This window comes from Marinomonas mediterranea MMB-1 (assembly GCF_000192865.1).
Taxonomy (GTDB): domain Bacteria; phylum Pseudomonadota; class Gammaproteobacteria; order Pseudomonadales; family Marinomonadaceae; genus Marinomonas; species Marinomonas mediterranea.
In genome coordinates this window covers 2,489,373-2,504,724 of sequence record NC_015276.1, presented here as the reverse complement: position 1 = coordinate 2,504,724, position 15,352 = coordinate 2,489,373, and the positions used below count along the sequence as shown (strand labels likewise).

Genomic DNA, 15,352 nt, shown 5'->3' with positions numbered 1-15,352 from the left:
GCTACTGCCACTATCGCTGTTTAATAATAGCCCTGTTAAATAAGGGGTATTTCTATGCGCATATGGGTTGACGCCGATGCCTGTCCAAACGTCATTAAACAAATATTGTTTAGAGCCGCAGAGCGTGTTCAGCAAAAGTGTATCCTAGTGGCAAATCAAGCAATTAGCATTCCGCCGTCTAAATGGATTGAGCGACAAGTCGTGCAGTCCGGCTTTGATGAAGCGGATAACTATATCGTTGATAACCTCGTTCCTGAAGATCTAGTCATTACCGCGGATATACCGTTAGCGTCGGATTGTGTTGAAAAAGGTGCAGTGGCGATTAATCCGAGGGGGGAAGAATACACTAGAGAAAACATTCGTCAGAGATTGAATATGCGAGACTTTATGGAGCAAATGCGCTCTAGTGGCATTCAAACAGGCGGACCTCAGGCGTTTAATCAACAAGATCGTATGGCATTTGCAAACTCTTTAGATAGAATCCTTGCGCGTAAGTTAGGTCAATAATACGTAAGTCACCGATCTACTACCTGGTGGCATCTTCAAGAGGATGCCATTGAGTCATTTGCTAAGCTTTGAAATTTGTATTGCGATACTCAATACGTTTGAAAGCCAAGGTTTAGCAAATGATTTAATACTTTCGGGGCTATAAATATGAAAAAAATTGTTGTTGTAGGTGGCGGTGCGGGCGGCTTAGAGCTGGTTACCAAACTAGGACATACTTTCGGTAAAAAGCGTCAAGCTGAGATCACGCTTGTCGATCGAAGCCAAACTCATATCTGGAAACCACTTTTGCACGAAGTTGCGACGGGTTCTCTTGATATCAATACGGATGGTGTGAATTATCGTGCTCACGCAGCCAAGCACAACTATACTTTTCAACTTGGTAATGTCACCGCAGTCGACCCTAATGCAAAAACCTTGACGCTAGAACCTATTCAAGATGATAAAGGCCACGTGGTCTTGCCTGAGCGCGAGGTTAGCTTCGACATATTGGTTATGGCTGTTGGCAGTGTAAGTAATGATTTTGGTACACCGGGTGTGGCGGATCATTGCTATTTTCTTGATTCCCACCGTCAGGCGGATCGTTTCCAACAAGCGCTGTTAAATCAGTTTCTTCGTATTCATCAAGCGGGTGATGATACAAACTTAAAAATCGCCATCGTCGGTGGTGGTGCGACGGGCGTTGAGCTGTCCGCGGAGCTATTTCATGTCGCCGATTTGCTTAAAGCTTATGGAATGCCTGAAATGTCTGGTAAACGTGTTCGTGTTGAACTTATTGAAGCTGGACCTCGTATTTTACCCGCATTGCCTGAAAGAATAGCGGCCTTGGCGTCTAAAGAGCTTAAGCGCTTAGGCGTTTCCATTAAAGAAAACACTCGAGTAACCGAAGCGTTCGATAGTGGAATGAAAACCTTTGAAGGCGATGATGTTGAAGCGGATCTTATGATTTGGGCAGCAGGCGTCAAAGCGCCGGAGTTCGTGAAAGGGATTGAGGGATTCGAAACCACACGAAGTAATCAAATCAAAGTGCAGCGTACATTACAGGTACCAAACTTTGAAAATATCTTTGTTATCGGAGACTGCTGTGCCTGTGAGCAAGATGGTGGAAAGTTAGTGCCACCACGTGCGCAGTCTGCGCATCAAATGGCATCGTTAGTACATGAAAACATTAAAGCGATGTTCCGCTCTGAACCACTAAAGGAATACACCTATAAAGACCATGGCTCACTCGTGAATCTAAGCCGCTACAGTACAGTCGGTAGTTTAATGGGGAACCTAGGTGGCGGCTCGATGTTTGTCGAGGGACGAATTGCTAGATTTGTTTATATTTCACTCTATCGCTTACACTTGATTGCGATTCACGGTTGGTTGAAGGCGACCATTATCATGTCCGCACAACGAATCGGTAAAGTGGTGAAACCAAAGTTAAAACTTCATTAAAGCGACGTGCTTAAGAGATGTTTGTCTGCTAGTTGCAGCGTTTACTTAGCAGAGAAACATAAGTAAGTAGCGACATAGGTGAAAATGAACACCTATGTCGCGTTCACCCTTATAAGCTAGCAATATAGATGGAATACGGCGCAAGGTGGATGTCTGTGTCGACTCTTGTGCCTGACGTTAATCCTATCGGTATTTCGATCTGTCTAAGTGCTGTGCTCTCACTACTATCTGGAAACGCAAACTTTGCTTCAGACAGTGAAAGTGCCGCTTTTTCAGCGCCAGTGTTGAGTGCAATTAATAGCGTTTCGGTGGGGGAGGTACGCGTAAACATGAGCGTTTCTTTATCATCATGAAGAAACTCTATGTCTCCTGAAACGAGTGCAGGGTGCTGCTTCCTAAACGCCAGAAAGGTTTTGTAAGTCTGTAAGATGGACTCCGACTCTGCTTCCTGTTGTTCGGCGGCATAGGGCAGGTGTGCATCAACCACTGGAAGCCATGGCGTACCGTCTGAAAACCCTCCGTTTTGCTTACTGGTCCACGGCATAGGCGTTCGACAGCCGTCCCTTCCTTTGAAATCTGGCCAAAATTCGATTCCAAATGGATCAACAAGCTGGTCATAGGTTAGTTGGCCTTCAGGAAGGCCAAGCTCTTCCCCTTGGTATAGGCAAACGCTACCACGCATGGACAAAAGCATGGCCATATGGATTTTACTGCGTTCATGATTAATCTGTTCGTCTTTTTCAGCCCAACGTGATGCCACTCGCTCAACATCGTGGTTTCCGATCGACCAACACGGCCAGCCATCCCCAAGACCGCCTTCGATCTCTTCCATTGTTTTTCGAATGTGCGTCATGCTTGAATCATGGGTAAGAAGGTCAAACGAGTAGCACATATGCAATTTGTCGCCCCCCTGTGTGTACTTCGCCATTGTTTCGAGCGCAAAGTCACAACCCACTTCACCAACGGTAGTGGTTTCTGGGTACTCATCCATAAGTGCACGAAGGCGCTTGAGGAAAGCAATGTTTTCTGGACGAGACTTGTCGTACTCATGGAATTGATAGGCGTAAGGGTTATCAGCACGTACCCCAATACTGCCTTCTTCAACTTCTTCTTTTGCTGAGTTATTTCTAAGTTCAACATCATGGAAGAAATAGTTGGCGGTATCAAAGCGGAAACCATCAACGCCACGGTCTAGCCAGAACCTAACGGTATCCAATACTGCGTCGATCACGTCAGGGTTATGAAAGTTTAAATCTGGCTGGCTGGATAGAAAGTTATGGAGATAGTATTGTCTGCGTCGGCTGTGCCACTGCCAAGCTGGACCACCGAACACGGAAAGCCAGTTATTGGGAATGGTTCCATCAGGGTTTGGATCTACCCAAACATACCAATCAGATTTTGGATTGTCTAAACTGCTAGAGGACTCTTTGAACCACGCGTGTTGGTCCGACGTGTGATTTAAGACTTGGTCGATCAACACTTTTAAACCAAACTTATGTGCGGTTTCTATCACATCATCGAAGTCTGAAAGCGTTCCAAAAATGGGATCGACATCGCAATAGTCTGAAACGTCATAGCCGAAATCTTTCATCGGTGACGTGAAGAATGGGGATACCCATATGGCATCAACTCCGAGTGACGCAATGTAAGGGATTTTCTCAACTAACCCTGGTAGGTCGCCGATACCATCGCCATTAGAGTCAAAAAAGCTGCGAGGATATACTTGATAAATGACGCAACCTCGCCACCATTCTGTATTTTTAACGTCGGACATGGGCGTTTCCTTGAAATCTGGTTTGTTTGTTGCATTGATTCTTTGATTTACGTTGTAAGTAGCGGATACGTCCTTTAAATTCGGCCACTTCGCGCTTGCTATATGTATTACTAATATCCGATAGGGTTAATTACAAGTGTTAATTTATTAGGGAGTTACTATTATGTTCGATAAAAGGTCGCTTCCGATTGCTGTTCCTTTGTTTTCATACTTCTTTTTCTATTGTGCTGCTATCGGTATTTTGATGCCTTACATGTCTATTTACTACAGCTCAATCGGTTTGAACGGCTCTCAAATTGGTCGATTAATGTCTACCTTTACGTTGGCCTCGATCATGGTGCCGCATTTCTGGGGCTGGCTAACAACAAAATTTGGTTTGCCGAAGAAGGTGATGCAGATATGCATGCTGGGTACTATTCTGTCATTTTTTCCGTTTAATTTTACCGATCAATTTGACACTCTATTTATTCTTACCTGCGTCATGGCAATGTTTTATTCAGCGCTGATGCCCCTAGCGGATGGGCTTGCCGTCATGAGCATTCAAAATACTCGGATACCTTATACACGCATTCGAGTAGGGGGCTCGATTGGCTATATTGTCTCTGTTTCACTCATTGGTTTTGCGATAAAAGCGTTTGGCGTGGGTGTTGTCGTACCTTCAATATGTGTTTGCTTGGTTTTGGCGTTCATTACGAGCTTATTTATCAAAGAAAAGCCTTATAAAGTCTCATCCGCTCATACAGAAGGAAATTTCAAAGAATTATTGTTTAGAAAAGAAGTTGCTTTGTTTTTTGGCTTGGCTTTCTTGTCGTATATGGCACACGCGCCTTTCAATATATTTTTTGCCGTTCATCTTTCTGATGTCGGCTACTCAGGCGCAAAAATAGGCTTGTTGTTAGGTTTCGGTGTCGCCATTGAGGTGCTTCTGTTCTTGTATTGTGGTCATTTTGTTCAGCGTTACTACGCAATTCATCTATTGTTACTGTGTTTTGTGTGTGGTGTTATTCGATGGGCGTTACTGGCTTGGTTTGCTTCTTCTGTATGGGTCGTCTTATTTACTCAGCTTATGCACTGCATTACATTTGCGCTCTTTCATATGGTATCAATAGATCAAGTGCGACGACTTTTCCCAGACAGATTCGGAAGCCAAGGGCAGTCTACGTACAGTGCTTTTGCCGTTGGGCTTGGCAGTGGCGTCGGAATGATATTTGCTGGATACAGCTGGGACCTTATAGGTGGAAACTGGACGTTTACCGTCTCTTCTTTTATGTCCGTTGCTGCCATAGTGCTTCTGATTAGAAGTCAAAAAGAATAAAAGAATAATAGAGACCTTGCTTGGAATGATTCTAGCGAGGGTTGGGTTCATTTTGAAGCATGTCGATAAAAGCGCGTGCTGCTCGACTTAGCGTTCTTTGGTTGTGGTGTATTACGCCTAGCTTTCGTTCGACATTAAAGGCAGGTAAGTCCAATACTTTAAGTTGTGTATCCACTAAGGTAGATGGCAGAACCGACCAACCCCAACCGATGGTGACTAACATGGCAAGGGTTTCCAAGTTATTTGTGTTCATCCGCACGTTCGGTTTGACTTGATGGGAAGCGAACACCGTTTCGGCAATTTGGCGGGTGAAGGTATTTTCGTTAGGAAGGACGCATTGGTATTTAGACAGTGCCAGTACATCAACTTGCTCTTCGTCTGCTAATGGATGATCGTTACTAACAACGCACTTTAATGGATCTGACCAGATTGGTATTGAAGTGACGTATTGATCTGGTGAGCTGTTAAGTGTGATGATTCCTATTTCGACATCTCCCTGAATAACTTTTCGATAGGCGTCTTCCGACTGAGTAAACTCAATGTCTATTTGCGCATTGGGGTATCTATTTTGGAATTGTTTTAAAGACTTTGGCAGTCGATGCAATCCGATATGATGACTGGTTGATATGCGTAACAGTCCGCTTATTTCGTCCATTTGCAATGTCATACTGCGCTTTATATCGTCCAGATCGTTTGATATTTTTCTGGCTTTGGGCAGCAACCTTTCGCCCGCTTCTGTTAACTGGACTTTTCGTCCAATACGGTCAAATAGCTTCACGCCTAAGTTCGCTTCTAGCGACGCAATTCTTTTGCTGATTGCCGGTTGTGTGAGGAATAATTTGTCGGCTGCGTCCGAGAATGATTCTAATTCCGCAACTTGTATGAAAGTGATTAATTCGCCGATTTCCATGATTCCTGCCAGTAATCCAAAATATGAAAAATATGAATTTGAGTAATTTAAAGGAAGCGTATAGGATTGTCCACAAGTCAGCTTAGGAGAGAGAGAAATGGCAGGCAAAACCTTATACGATAAGTTGTGGGACGCTCATTTGGTTCAGCAACGCGACGATGGCAGTGCATTAATCTACATCGATTTACAGCTTCTACACGAAGTAACTTCCCCTCAAGCATTTGAAGGTCTTCGTTTGCACGGCCGCAAGCCGTGGAGAACGTCAGCAAGCTTAGCGACGCCTGATCACAACGTTCCGACGACAGTCGAAGAACGCAAGAGCGGCGTTAACGGTATCGAAGATCCGGTTTCTAAAATCCAGGTGACTACTCTGGATGAAAACTGTGATGAATTTGGTATCACAGAATTTAATATGATGGATATCCGTCAAGGTATTGTGCACGTTGTTGGGCCAGAGCAAGGTGCTACGTTACCAGGAATGACCGTTGTATGTGGCGATTCTCATACCTCTACACACGGTGCCTTTGGTGCGTTAGCGCACGGCATTGGTACGTCAGAAGTTGAACACGTTCTAGCAACTCAGTGTTTGGTCGCTAAGAAGATGCGTAACATGTTGGTGCGAGTTGATGGCCAATTATCGCCGTGGGTGACCGCTAAAGACGTTGTGTTAGCTATTATCGGTAAAATTGGTACGGCGGGTGGTACCGGTTTCGCCATTGAGTTTGGTGGTGAAGCGATTCAGTCTCTTTCTATGGAAGGGCGCATGACGATTTGTAACATGGCGATCGAGGCGGGTGCTCGAGTAGGCCTTATTGCTGTCGACGATACAACGATAAACTATGTAAAAGATCGACCTTACGCGCCGACTGCTGATCAGTGGGAGATGGCGGTCGATTCTTGGAAAGACTTAGTGTCTGATAACGATGCTGAATTTGACGAAGTGGTCGTATTGAAAGCGGAAGAGATCAAGCCGCAAGTAACATGGGGAACCTCGCCTGAAATGGTGATCCCTGTTGATGCATCGATACCAAAACCGGAAGATCAACAAGATCCTGTTCAGCGTGAAGGTTATGCACGTGCATGGAAATATATGGGTCTAGAAGGCAAAGAGACGCTTTCTGATATCACCCTAGACAAAGTGTTTATTGGTTCTTGCACTAACTCTCGCATCGAAGACTTACGTTCTGCCGCTGAAGTGGTAAAAGGTCGTAAAGTGGCGGATACGATCAAAGAGGCTATTGTGGTACCAGGCTCGGGTCTTGTTAAGGAACAAGCTGAAAAAGAAGGCTTGGACAAAATCTTTACCGAAGCAGGGCTTCAATGGCGCGAGCCGGGTTGTTCTATGTGTTTGGCAATGAATGCCGATAAATTAGGTGCGGGTGAACATTGTGCTTCGACCTCTAACCGAAATTTTGAAGGCCGTCAGGGTTTTGGTGGTCGAACACACTTAGTTAGCCCAGCAATGGCGGCAGCGGCGGCGATTGCTGGTCACTTTGTTGATGTTAATGAACTAGTTAAACATTAAGGAGACATAGATGCGTCCATTTACAGTACACACAGGTATCGCGGCTCCTTTAGATTTAGCTAACGTCGATACTGACATGATCATTCCAAAGCAGTTTTTAAAGTCGATTAAACGAACTGGCTTCGGAAAAAATTTATTTGATGAATTACGCTATGAAGACGAGGGGCAGCCAGATCAGGAATGCACCGGACGTCCTTTGCGTAAAGAGTTTGTCTTAAACCAAGCGCGTTATCAGGCGACCAGCGTACTGCTTGCTCGCAACAACTTTGGTTGCGGCTCTAGTCGTGAACATGCGCCATGGGCGTTGGATGACTACGGTATTCGTGCCGTTATTGCTCCTAGCTTCGCTGATATATTTTTCAATAACTGCTTTAAGAATGGCTTGCTTCCTATTGTGTTAGATGAGGAAGAGGTGGATGAACTATTTAAAGCCGTTGAAGCTAATGAAGGTTACGAGCTTACGGTTGATTTAGGCGCTCAAGTGGTCACAACACCGGATGGTAAAGAATATTCATTCTTAGTTGATTCGTTCCGTAAGCATTGCTTATTGAATGGGTTAGACGATATTGGCCTAACGCTTCAAGAAGCGGACAGCATCAAAGCATATGAAGAAAAACGCAAACAACAAGCGCCATGGTTGTTTGCTGAGCGCACTCTTTAAGGAACATAACATGACTAAAAACGTATTAATTTTGCCGGGTGACGGTATCGGACCAGAGATTGTCGAACAAGCTGTGCGTGTTCTGGATCAAGTAAACGCTTCATTTGACCTTAACATCGAACACGAAAGTGCGCTTGTAGGTGGATCAGCGTACGACGAAACAGGCTCACCATTGCCAGAGGTAACATTAGACAAAGCGAAAGCCGCTAATGCTATTTTGCTTGGCGCGGTTGGTGGACCAAAATGGGATGGGCTTGATATGTCGGTTCGCCCAGAAAAAGGCTTGCTTGGCTTACGCTCAAACCTTGAATTATTTGCGAACCTGCGTCCTGCGATTTTATATCCTCAGCTTGCAGATGCGTCTAGCTTAAAGCATGAAATTGTCGCTGGTTTGGATATTCTGATTGTTCGTGAATTGACTGGTGGTATTTACTTTGGTCAACCTCGTGGTATTCGCACGTTAGAAAATGGCGAGCGTCAGGGTTACAACACATACGTTTATTCAGAATCAGAAATTCGTCGTATTGCGCGTTCTGCTTTTGAGGCGGCACGTCAGCGTAATAAGCGCGTTTGCTCAATCGACAAGTCAAATGTTCTTGAAGTGACAGTTCTATGGAAAGAAGTCATGGAAGAAGTGGCTAAAGAATATCCAGATGTTGAATTAAGCCATATGTTGGTTGATAATGCCGCGATGCAACTTGTGCGCGCGCCAAAACAGTTTGATGTTATGGTAACCGGCAATATGTTTGGTGATATTCTTTCGGATGCCGCCGCTATGTTAACAGGCTCAATTGGTATGCTACCATCAGCGTCTTTGAATGCAGAAGGTCGCGGTATGTATGAGCCGTGTCATGGCTCTGCACCAGATATAGCGGGTCAAGGTAAAGCGAATCCATTGGCGACGATCCTTTCTGTTGCTATGATGTTGCGTTATTCGCTTGAAGCGAAAGAGGCGGCAGATGCAATTGAAACCGCGGTCAGTAATGTACTTGATCAAGGCTTAAGAACGGCCGATATCGCATCAGAAGGTTGTACAACAGTAAGCACTGCTCAAATGGGTGATGCTGTGCTTGCTGCTTTAAAGGCCTAGTGAACTAAAAAAGTCACAGGCAATCATTAGGGATACTGCTCTTGGTATGAGTGGGCCCACACTAAAAAAAGGTAAAAGACCATGTCAAAACAAACTGTAGGTTTAGTCGGATGGCGCGGAATGGTAGGTTCCGTGCTTATGCAACGTATGCGAGAAGAAAACGATTTTGATCATATTGATCCTGTTTTTTTCTCCACATCACAAACGGGTCAAAAAGGCCCAGAGATTGGTAAAGATATTCCTTTGCTTCAAGACGCGAATGATATTGAGTCTTTGAAGAAAATGGAAATTATCATTACCTGCCAAGGTGGTGACTATACGAAGGCGATTTATCCTAAGTTACGTGAGGCTGGTTGGAAGGGTTACTGGATTGATGCGGCATCATCGTTACGTATGGAAGACGAATCGATTATCATCCTTGATCCAGTGAACCAAAACGTCATCAAACAAGGTTTGAAAGACGGCGTTAAAACCTTTGCGGGCGGTAACTGTACAGTTTCTTTGATGTTAATGGCGCTTGGTGGTCTTTTTGAGAAGGGCTACATCGAGTGGATGACATCGATGACTTATCAGGCGGCATCGGGTGGTGGTGCTCGTCATATGAGAGAGCTTATCAATCAGATGGGATTGTTGAACCAAACGGTTGCCTCTGAACTTGCAGATCCAGCAAGTGCTATTTTAGACATTGACCGCAAGGTCGCAGAAAAAATGCGTTCTGCTGATATGCCTGTTGATCAATTTGGTGTTCCTTTAGCGGGGTCGTTGATTCCGTACATTGATAGTCAACTGGATAACGGTCAAAGCCGCGAAGAATGGAAAGCGCAAGCTGAGACGAATAAAATTCTTGGTAATTTTGGCTCTCAAATTCCGGTTGATGGTTTGTGTGTTCGTATTGGCGCAATGCGATGCCATAGCCAAGCGTTTACCATTAAGTTAAACCAAGACATCCCAGTGACCGATATTGAAGGCCTGTTAGCGCAACATAATGATTGGGTTGACGTTGTGCCTAATGATAAACAAGCATCAATGGAGCGTTTAACGCCTACCGTCGCGACAGGTACTTTAAGCGTGCCTGTTGGTCGTATTCGCAAGTTGAATATGGGACCTGAATACATCAGTGCATTCAGTGTTGGCGATCAGCTTCTATGGGGTGCAGCGGAACCGCTTCGTCGTATGCTAAGAATACTGCTTGAAGATTAATCCTCTGCAATGTTAAAAAAAGCCGTCTTTATGACGGCTTTTTTTGTCTCTATTGATCTGTGTAATGTTTCGTTTATTAAAGTAAATTTGGGGTTGAATTTGTCTGATAAACCCTTAAGTTAATAAGTGTAGTAAGTTGAAAAGGAGTAATGCACGCGTTTTCCATCCATCTAGAATAATAAGGAAAGTTTGCTTATGTATAAACTGAACATTAGCGGCCATCACGTTCAATCTGGTGAAGAAGTACAAACCGCTGTAAAAGAAAAATTAGACCATTTAGCCAGAATCAATAGTCACATCACCACAATTAATGTCATTTTAAATACTGAGAAGCATAAAGCGCATGAGCTTATTGTTGAAGCCAGCGTCCACATCCCAAATCACGATCTTTTTGCAACCGTTAAAACAGACAAGCAGCTTGCTCCCGCATTAGATATGCTGGTAGCAAAACTTGAAAAGCAATTGCTAAAATATAAAGCGAAACACGAGGGTAGAAAGCATCATCCTGACTCGAGAGATCTAGAAAGTGATCGCGAGAGGGAAGAGCAAGATGAATTCAACGAGCTTGCTGAGCGTAGCGTTCTATAGAGGCGTTTTCCAAAAATTGTAATATTAGTCCACTCTTGAGTTTGGATTAAATAAGCTCAAGAGTGGTATATTTCTAAGTTCTATTTGTCGTCAATAATCGCCATATCATCCAACGGATAGGCATGATTTCATTAGGTTAGAGATATGGTCTGTATAAAAACTTCAATCAATACCTTTCTCGTCACAGTGTGTTTTTCAATTGTTTGTTTTTCTTCTGCCAGTGTTAATGCGTTTTCTCTTGGTGATCTTGATGATTATTTGGATGACGCTGAAACGGATATTCAAAATGAAATTGATACGATCGAGCAACAAATAGAAGAGTTGGAAGAAGGTCAGACCCCGACACAAGCACTTCAAAACCAAATTGATAAGAATGCACAAGATATTCTGGCGCTAGCTGAAAATGTGAAACAGAACATTAGTTCTGAGCTTTCAAATGTGCGAACCGATACAAACAACCAATCTGATCAAGTTGCTGCCACTCTGGAAGAGGCAATACTAAAGTATGACGATAAAAAAACATATTATGAATCATTAGCGAAAGCCGCTGGTGAGCAAGGCCAAGCTTCATTAGAGAATGCGTATGAAGAAATGGCAAACGCATGGGCGTTGCGGTTATCTCAATATGAAGCTGAGCTTGAAAGCCAGTATCAGACTATTTTAGAAGATATTACAACGGCTGAAGAATCAAATATCGTTCTTATTGGTCAGAGTGCGCAATTTGAAAACGTTGAAGAGGTTGATGATTCTTCACCACAATTGTATCCAAACTCTTCAGTTGGTCTGAGTGCTTCCTCTGATGGCTATATTATTCCATTTAACTATACCTTTTCAGATTGGGCTCAAGTTTCTATGGCGGCCCCTTATTCAAATGGGACCTTTAAGGCCCCTTTGTTGACGTTAGGTGTGTTCGTAAACGATTGGGTATTTGATTATATCGGTGTGCGTGGTCAGGTTTTAGCTGACGATGAATCTAAGTATGGTTATGGCATAAAGCTAAAAGAAAGGCTGGAGCATTGGCGTTGTTAGTTGACTACGCTTCCGGTCAGACTAACTACAAGTACGATTATGTCAGTTGGCGCTATGGGGTAGGGTGGCAATTTGAGGCGTCTTTATTGTATGGCTTATACAATGATATGAGGGTTGCTCCAGATCATAGTGCGGTTCGACTCTTTTCAAATGATGTGACGCTGGGGGTTCAAAAAAGAGTAATGTTATTTGGTCTTTACCCTCCCGGTATTAATTTTAATCTCAGTGTCACTACGCCTCAAGAGAACGAAATGCAATTCAATGGAAAAACCAGGTCATTGGATGGTGAGGATTGGCGTTATGAACTTGGCTTGAATGCTAAGTTCTAATCGTTTCCGTGTGTTTGAGGTTGCTCTAATTGCGCCGTTCTAGTTTTGAGAGCCCATGCGGTCATAAAAAAACTTGTTTTAAAATGACTTGTCTTAAAAAGAGTGCTCCTATAAAAAGAGTCGTCATAAAAAAGCCCGCAATTGCGGGCTTTTTAGTTCAAAGGTTTAAATGATGATTAGTTAGCGCTTACAGCGATAAGTTCTGGTTCCGCAGTCATTTCTTCAGCTGGTGGAACGAAAGAAGTCAAATCAATTCCGTCAACGGCTGATAAGTACTCGTCCATTGTAGGGAATCGACCCAAGATGGTTGAAAGTACGACCAACGGGGTAGAACCTAGTAAAGATTCACCTTTTTTCTCAGCTGAGTCAGCTACAACTCGACCTTGGAATAGGCGTGTAGATGTTGCGATAACAGTGTCACCTGGTGCCGCTTTTTCTTGGTTACCCATACATAGGTTACAGCCAGGACGCTCTAAATACAGAATGTTTTCGTAAGAAGTACGCGCTGCATTTTTTGGATTTGAATCATCGAATTCGAATCCAGCGTATTTAGCTAGAATTTCCCAGTCGCCTTCTGCTTTTAGCTCGTCAACAATGTTGTATGTTGGTGCTGCAACAACAAGAGGTGCCTTAAAGGAAACGCTACCTTGTTTGGATTCAATGTTGCGAAGCATTTGAGCGATGATTTGGATATCGCCTTTATGCACCATACAAGAACCAACAAAGCCAAGGTCAACAGGCTTCTCATTGTAGAAAGAAACAGGGCGAATGACGTCATGTGTATAACGCTTAGACACATCATCGTTATTAACGTCAGGGTCAGCGACCATTGGCTCAGCGATTTCATCTAGGTCTACTGTGACTTCTGCGTAGTACTTAGCGTTGTTGTCAGGTGCAAGAGCAGGTTGTTCTCCTGACTTGATGCCCGCAATACGTTTGTCCGCTAGAGCGATCAAACCGTGCAATGTTTTCGCTTCGTTTTCCATTCCTTTGTCGATCATAATTTGAATACGGCTTTTCGCCAATTCAAGAGATTCGATCAAAGTATCATCCGTTGAAATACAGATAGAAGCTTTCGCTTTCATTTCTGCTGTCCAGTCGGTAAACGTGAATGCTTGGTCAGCAAGTAATGTACCGATATGAACTTCGATAATGCGACCTTGGAAAACGTTTTCGCCGCCAAACTGCTTAAGCATTTGAGCCTGCGTTGCGTGTACGACGTCACGGAAATCCATATGACTCTTCATATTGCCTTTGAAAGTCACTTTTACAGAGTCAGGGATTGGCATCGCTGCTTCGCCTGTAGCAAGTGCTAGCGCAACAGTGCCGGAGTCAGCACCGAATGCGACACCTTTAGACATACGGGTGTGAGAGTCACCACCGATGATGATCGCGCGGTCATCTATGGTAATGTCGTTCAACACTTTATGGATAACGTCAGTCATTGGCAAGTATACGCCTTTTGGATCACGTGCTGTGATCAGACCGAATTTGTTCATAAAGCTCATTAGTTTAGGGATGTTGGCTTTTGCTTTGTTATCCCAAACAGATGCTGTGTGACAGCCAGACTGGTAGGCGCCGTCAACAATAGGAGAGATAACTGACGCAGCCATCGCTTCTAGTTCTTGAGCTGTCATTGGGCCAGTTGTATCCTGAGAACCAACGATATTTACTTTAACTCGAACGTCAGAACCTGCGTGTAATGGTGTTTCTGATGCCACGCCAACTGCGTTATTGTTGAAAATCTTTTCTACGGCCGTTAGACCTTGGTTTTCAATAGAGATTTCTTTCGACGGTGCGTAGACTTGAGGTGCATCAACTCCTAATGTCTCTGCAGCAAAAGTTTGCAGCTTCTTACCGAAAACAACGGCATAGGAACCGCCGGCTTTCATGAACTCAACTTTTTGTGGGTCAAAAGAGTCAGATACGTCAGCAAGCTCTGTGTCACCGTTGTATAGTTTTTTCGCTTTCGTGTCGATTGTTAACACGGTGCCAGTTGCAACCGAGTAAGCTTCTTCCAAAACAGGGTCGCCGTTCGCATCAAGGACTGTGTTGCCTTCCGCGTCAACTTTTTTGACCCAGTTTTTAAGATCGATACCAATACCGCCAGTCACGCCAACAGTTGTTAGAAAGATTGGCGATATACCGTTAGTACCAGCAACAACAGGGGCAATATTGATGAAAGGAACGTATGGGCTTGCTTGTTTACCCGCCCACAATGCAACGTTGTTCACGCCAGACATACGAGAAGAACCGACACCCATTGTGCCTTTCTCTGCGATAAGCATGACTTTCGCATCAGGGTGTTTCTCTTTTAATTCTACAATTTCTTGCTGAGCTTCTGGAGAAATCATGCACTTACCGTGCAGTTCACGGTCTGCACGAGAGTGAGCTTGGTTACCTGGAGACAGTAAATCGGTAGAAATATCGCCTTCACCTGCAATGTAGGTAACGACTTCAATTTTTTCTTCGATTTCAGGTAATTTAGTGAAAAACTCCGCTTTAGCGTAGCTTTCCAGAATGTCTGTAGCGATCGCATTGCCCGCTTTGTAAGCGTCGGATAGTCGATCCATATCTGCTTCGTACAAAAACACTTGAGTTTTTAGAACGTCAGCCGCCGCAGATGCAATTGCCGCATCGTCTGCTAAAGCAAGGTCAATGAGTGCTTCAACTGATGGGCCGCCTTTCATGTGAGAAAGGTATTCGAAAGCGAGTTCAGGACTAATTTCTTTAACTGACTCTTCTCCTAAAATAATTTCTTTTAGGAACTGAGCTTTAACCGCCGCAGCGCTTGTTGTACCGGGTAGCGTGTTGTAGACGAAAAAGTTTAGAGACCCTTCGCGGTACTTGTGCTCAGTGTCTTTAATTTGAGCAATGATTTCAGTTAGCAGTTCACCGCTGTCGATTGGCTTAGGGTGTAGCCCTTCACCTTTGCGGTCTTCAATTTCGTTTAAGTATTCTTGATACAGGCTCATTTAACACCTCTA

At 44.1% G+C, this 15,352-nt stretch carries 13 protein-coding genes; 10 read left to right on the top strand and 3 right to left on the bottom strand.

Translation table 11 applies throughout. The features are described from left to right. Positions 1–54 precede the first annotated feature (54 nt). Together MARME_RS11440 and MARME_RS11435 are read left to right on the top strand one after the other, a co-directional pair. Positions 55–507 carry a YaiI/YqxD family protein gene (locus tag MARME_RS11440; protein ID WP_013661427.1) on the top strand — a complete coding sequence of 151 codons (453 nt, stop codon included), beginning with the start codon at positions 55–57 and terminating at the stop codon, positions 505–507. Between the two features lie 147 nt (positions 508–654). Beyond that, a complete protein-coding gene (locus MARME_RS11435) occupies positions 655–1,944 on the top strand; it encodes an NAD(P)/FAD-dependent oxidoreductase (RefSeq protein ID WP_013661426.1) in 1,290 nt (429 codons plus the stop codon). Positions 1,945–2,053: 109 nt separating this feature from the next. Here MARME_RS11435 and MARME_RS11430 read toward each other — a convergent pair whose 3' ends face one another. Then, entirely contained in the window at positions 2,054–3,718 is a 1,665-nt protein-coding gene (locus MARME_RS11430; RefSeq protein WP_013661425.1) for an alpha-glucosidase family protein, read from the bottom strand. Positions 3,719–3,881: 163 nt separating this feature from the next. On the opposite strand from MARME_RS11430, the gene MARME_RS11425 reads away from it, so the two are divergent. Further along, entirely contained in the window at positions 3,882–5,033 is a 1,152-nt protein-coding gene (locus MARME_RS11425) for an MFS transporter (RefSeq protein ID WP_013661424.1), read from the top strand. Positions 5,034–5,064: 31 nt separating this feature from the next. Here MARME_RS11425 and MARME_RS11420 read toward each other — a convergent pair whose 3' ends face one another. After that, on the bottom strand, positions 5,065–5,943 hold the full coding sequence (locus tag MARME_RS11420; protein ID WP_013661423.1) for a LysR family transcriptional regulator: 879 nt from the start codon (positions 5,941–5,943) through the stop codon (positions 5,065–5,067). Between the two features lie 97 nt (positions 5,944–6,040). Between MARME_RS11420 and leuC the strand changes: the two genes are divergently transcribed. From leuC to MARME_RS11385, 7 genes are all read left to right on the top strand, one after another. Continuing rightward, positions 6,041–7,468, top strand: a complete 1,428-nt coding sequence (leuC, locus tag MARME_RS11415; RefSeq protein WP_013661422.1) for a 3-isopropylmalate dehydratase large subunit — start codon at positions 6,041–6,043, stop codon at positions 7,466–7,468. A 10-nt stretch (positions 7,469–7,478) separates the two neighbouring features. Further along, a complete protein-coding gene (gene leuD, locus MARME_RS11410; RefSeq protein WP_013661421.1) occupies positions 7,479–8,129 on the top strand; it encodes a 3-isopropylmalate dehydratase small subunit in 651 nt (216 codons plus the stop codon). A 10-nt stretch (positions 8,130–8,139) separates the two neighbouring features. Further along, the gene (gene leuB, locus MARME_RS11405; protein ID WP_013661420.1) at positions 8,140–9,219 is read left to right on the top strand and encodes a 3-isopropylmalate dehydrogenase; all 1,080 of its coding nucleotides are present in this window, start codon (positions 8,140–8,142) and stop codon (positions 9,217–9,219) included. Between the two features lie 81 nt (positions 9,220–9,300). Next, positions 9,301–10,419, top strand: coding sequence for an aspartate-semialdehyde dehydrogenase (gene asd, locus MARME_RS11400; RefSeq protein ID WP_013661419.1), 1,119 nt, complete (start codon positions 9,301–9,303; stop codon positions 10,417–10,419). Positions 10,420–10,614: 195 nt separating this feature from the next. Beyond that, entirely contained in the window at positions 10,615–11,007 is a 393-nt protein-coding gene (gene hpf, locus MARME_RS11395; RefSeq protein WP_013661418.1) for a ribosome hibernation-promoting factor, HPF/YfiA family, read from the top strand. Positions 11,008–11,151: 144 nt separating this feature from the next. Next, the gene (locus tag MARME_RS11390) at positions 11,152–12,036 is read left to right on the top strand and encodes a hypothetical protein (RefSeq protein ID WP_013661417.1); all 885 of its coding nucleotides are present in this window, start codon (positions 11,152–11,154) and stop codon (positions 12,034–12,036) included. Beyond that, positions 12,024–12,365, top strand: coding sequence for a hypothetical protein (locus tag MARME_RS11385; protein ID WP_041647891.1), 342 nt, complete (start codon positions 12,024–12,026; stop codon positions 12,363–12,365). The genes MARME_RS11390 and MARME_RS11385 overlap by 13 nt, the downstream gene beginning before the upstream one ends. Positions 12,366–12,541: 176 nt before the next feature. Here the strand turns inward: MARME_RS11385 and MARME_RS11380 are convergent, their stop codons facing one another. Further along, positions 12,542–15,340, bottom strand: a complete 2,799-nt coding sequence (locus tag MARME_RS11380) for a bifunctional aconitate hydratase 2/2-methylisocitrate dehydratase (RefSeq protein WP_013661415.1) — start codon at positions 15,338–15,340, stop codon at positions 12,542–12,544. Positions 15,341–15,352 lie beyond the last annotated feature (12 nt).

Bases quoted from the DNA above. Each gene is read 5' to 3' on its own strand.
- MARME_RS11425 (WP_013661424.1), top strand. From the start codon at position 3,882: ATGTTCGATAAAAGGTCGCTTCCGATTGCTGTTCCTTTGTTTTCATAC.
- MARME_RS11420 (WP_013661423.1), bottom strand. From the start codon at position 5,943: ATGGAAATCGGCGAATTAATCACTTTCATACAAGTTGCGGAATTAGAA.
- MARME_RS11435 (WP_013661426.1), top strand. From the start codon at position 655: ATGAAAAAAATTGTTGTTGTAGGTGGCGGTGCGGGCGGCTTAGAGCTG.
- leuD (WP_013661421.1), top strand. From the start codon at position 7,479: ATGCGTCCATTTACAGTACACACAGGTATCGCGGCTCCTTTAGATTTA.
- MARME_RS11440 (WP_013661427.1), top strand. From the start codon at position 55: ATGCGCATATGGGTTGACGCCGATGCCTGTCCAAACGTCATTAAACAA.
- asd (WP_013661419.1), top strand. From the start codon at position 9,301: ATGTCAAAACAAACTGTAGGTTTAGTCGGATGGCGCGGAATGGTAGGT.
- leuB (WP_013661420.1), top strand. From the start codon at position 8,140: ATGACTAAAAACGTATTAATTTTGCCGGGTGACGGTATCGGACCAGAG.
- MARME_RS11390 (WP_013661417.1), top strand. From the start codon at position 11,152: ATGGTCTGTATAAAAACTTCAATCAATACCTTTCTCGTCACAGTGTGT.
- hpf (WP_013661418.1), top strand. From the start codon at position 10,615: ATGTATAAACTGAACATTAGCGGCCATCACGTTCAATCTGGTGAAGAA.
- MARME_RS11380 (WP_013661415.1), bottom strand. From the start codon at position 15,340: ATGAGCCTGTATCAAGAATACTTAAACGAAATTGAAGACCGCAAAGGT.
- leuC (WP_013661422.1), top strand. From the start codon at position 6,041: ATGGCAGGCAAAACCTTATACGATAAGTTGTGGGACGCTCATTTGGTT.
- MARME_RS11430 (WP_013661425.1), bottom strand. From the start codon at position 3,718: ATGTCCGACGTTAAAAATACAGAATGGTGGCGAGGTTGCGTCATTTAT.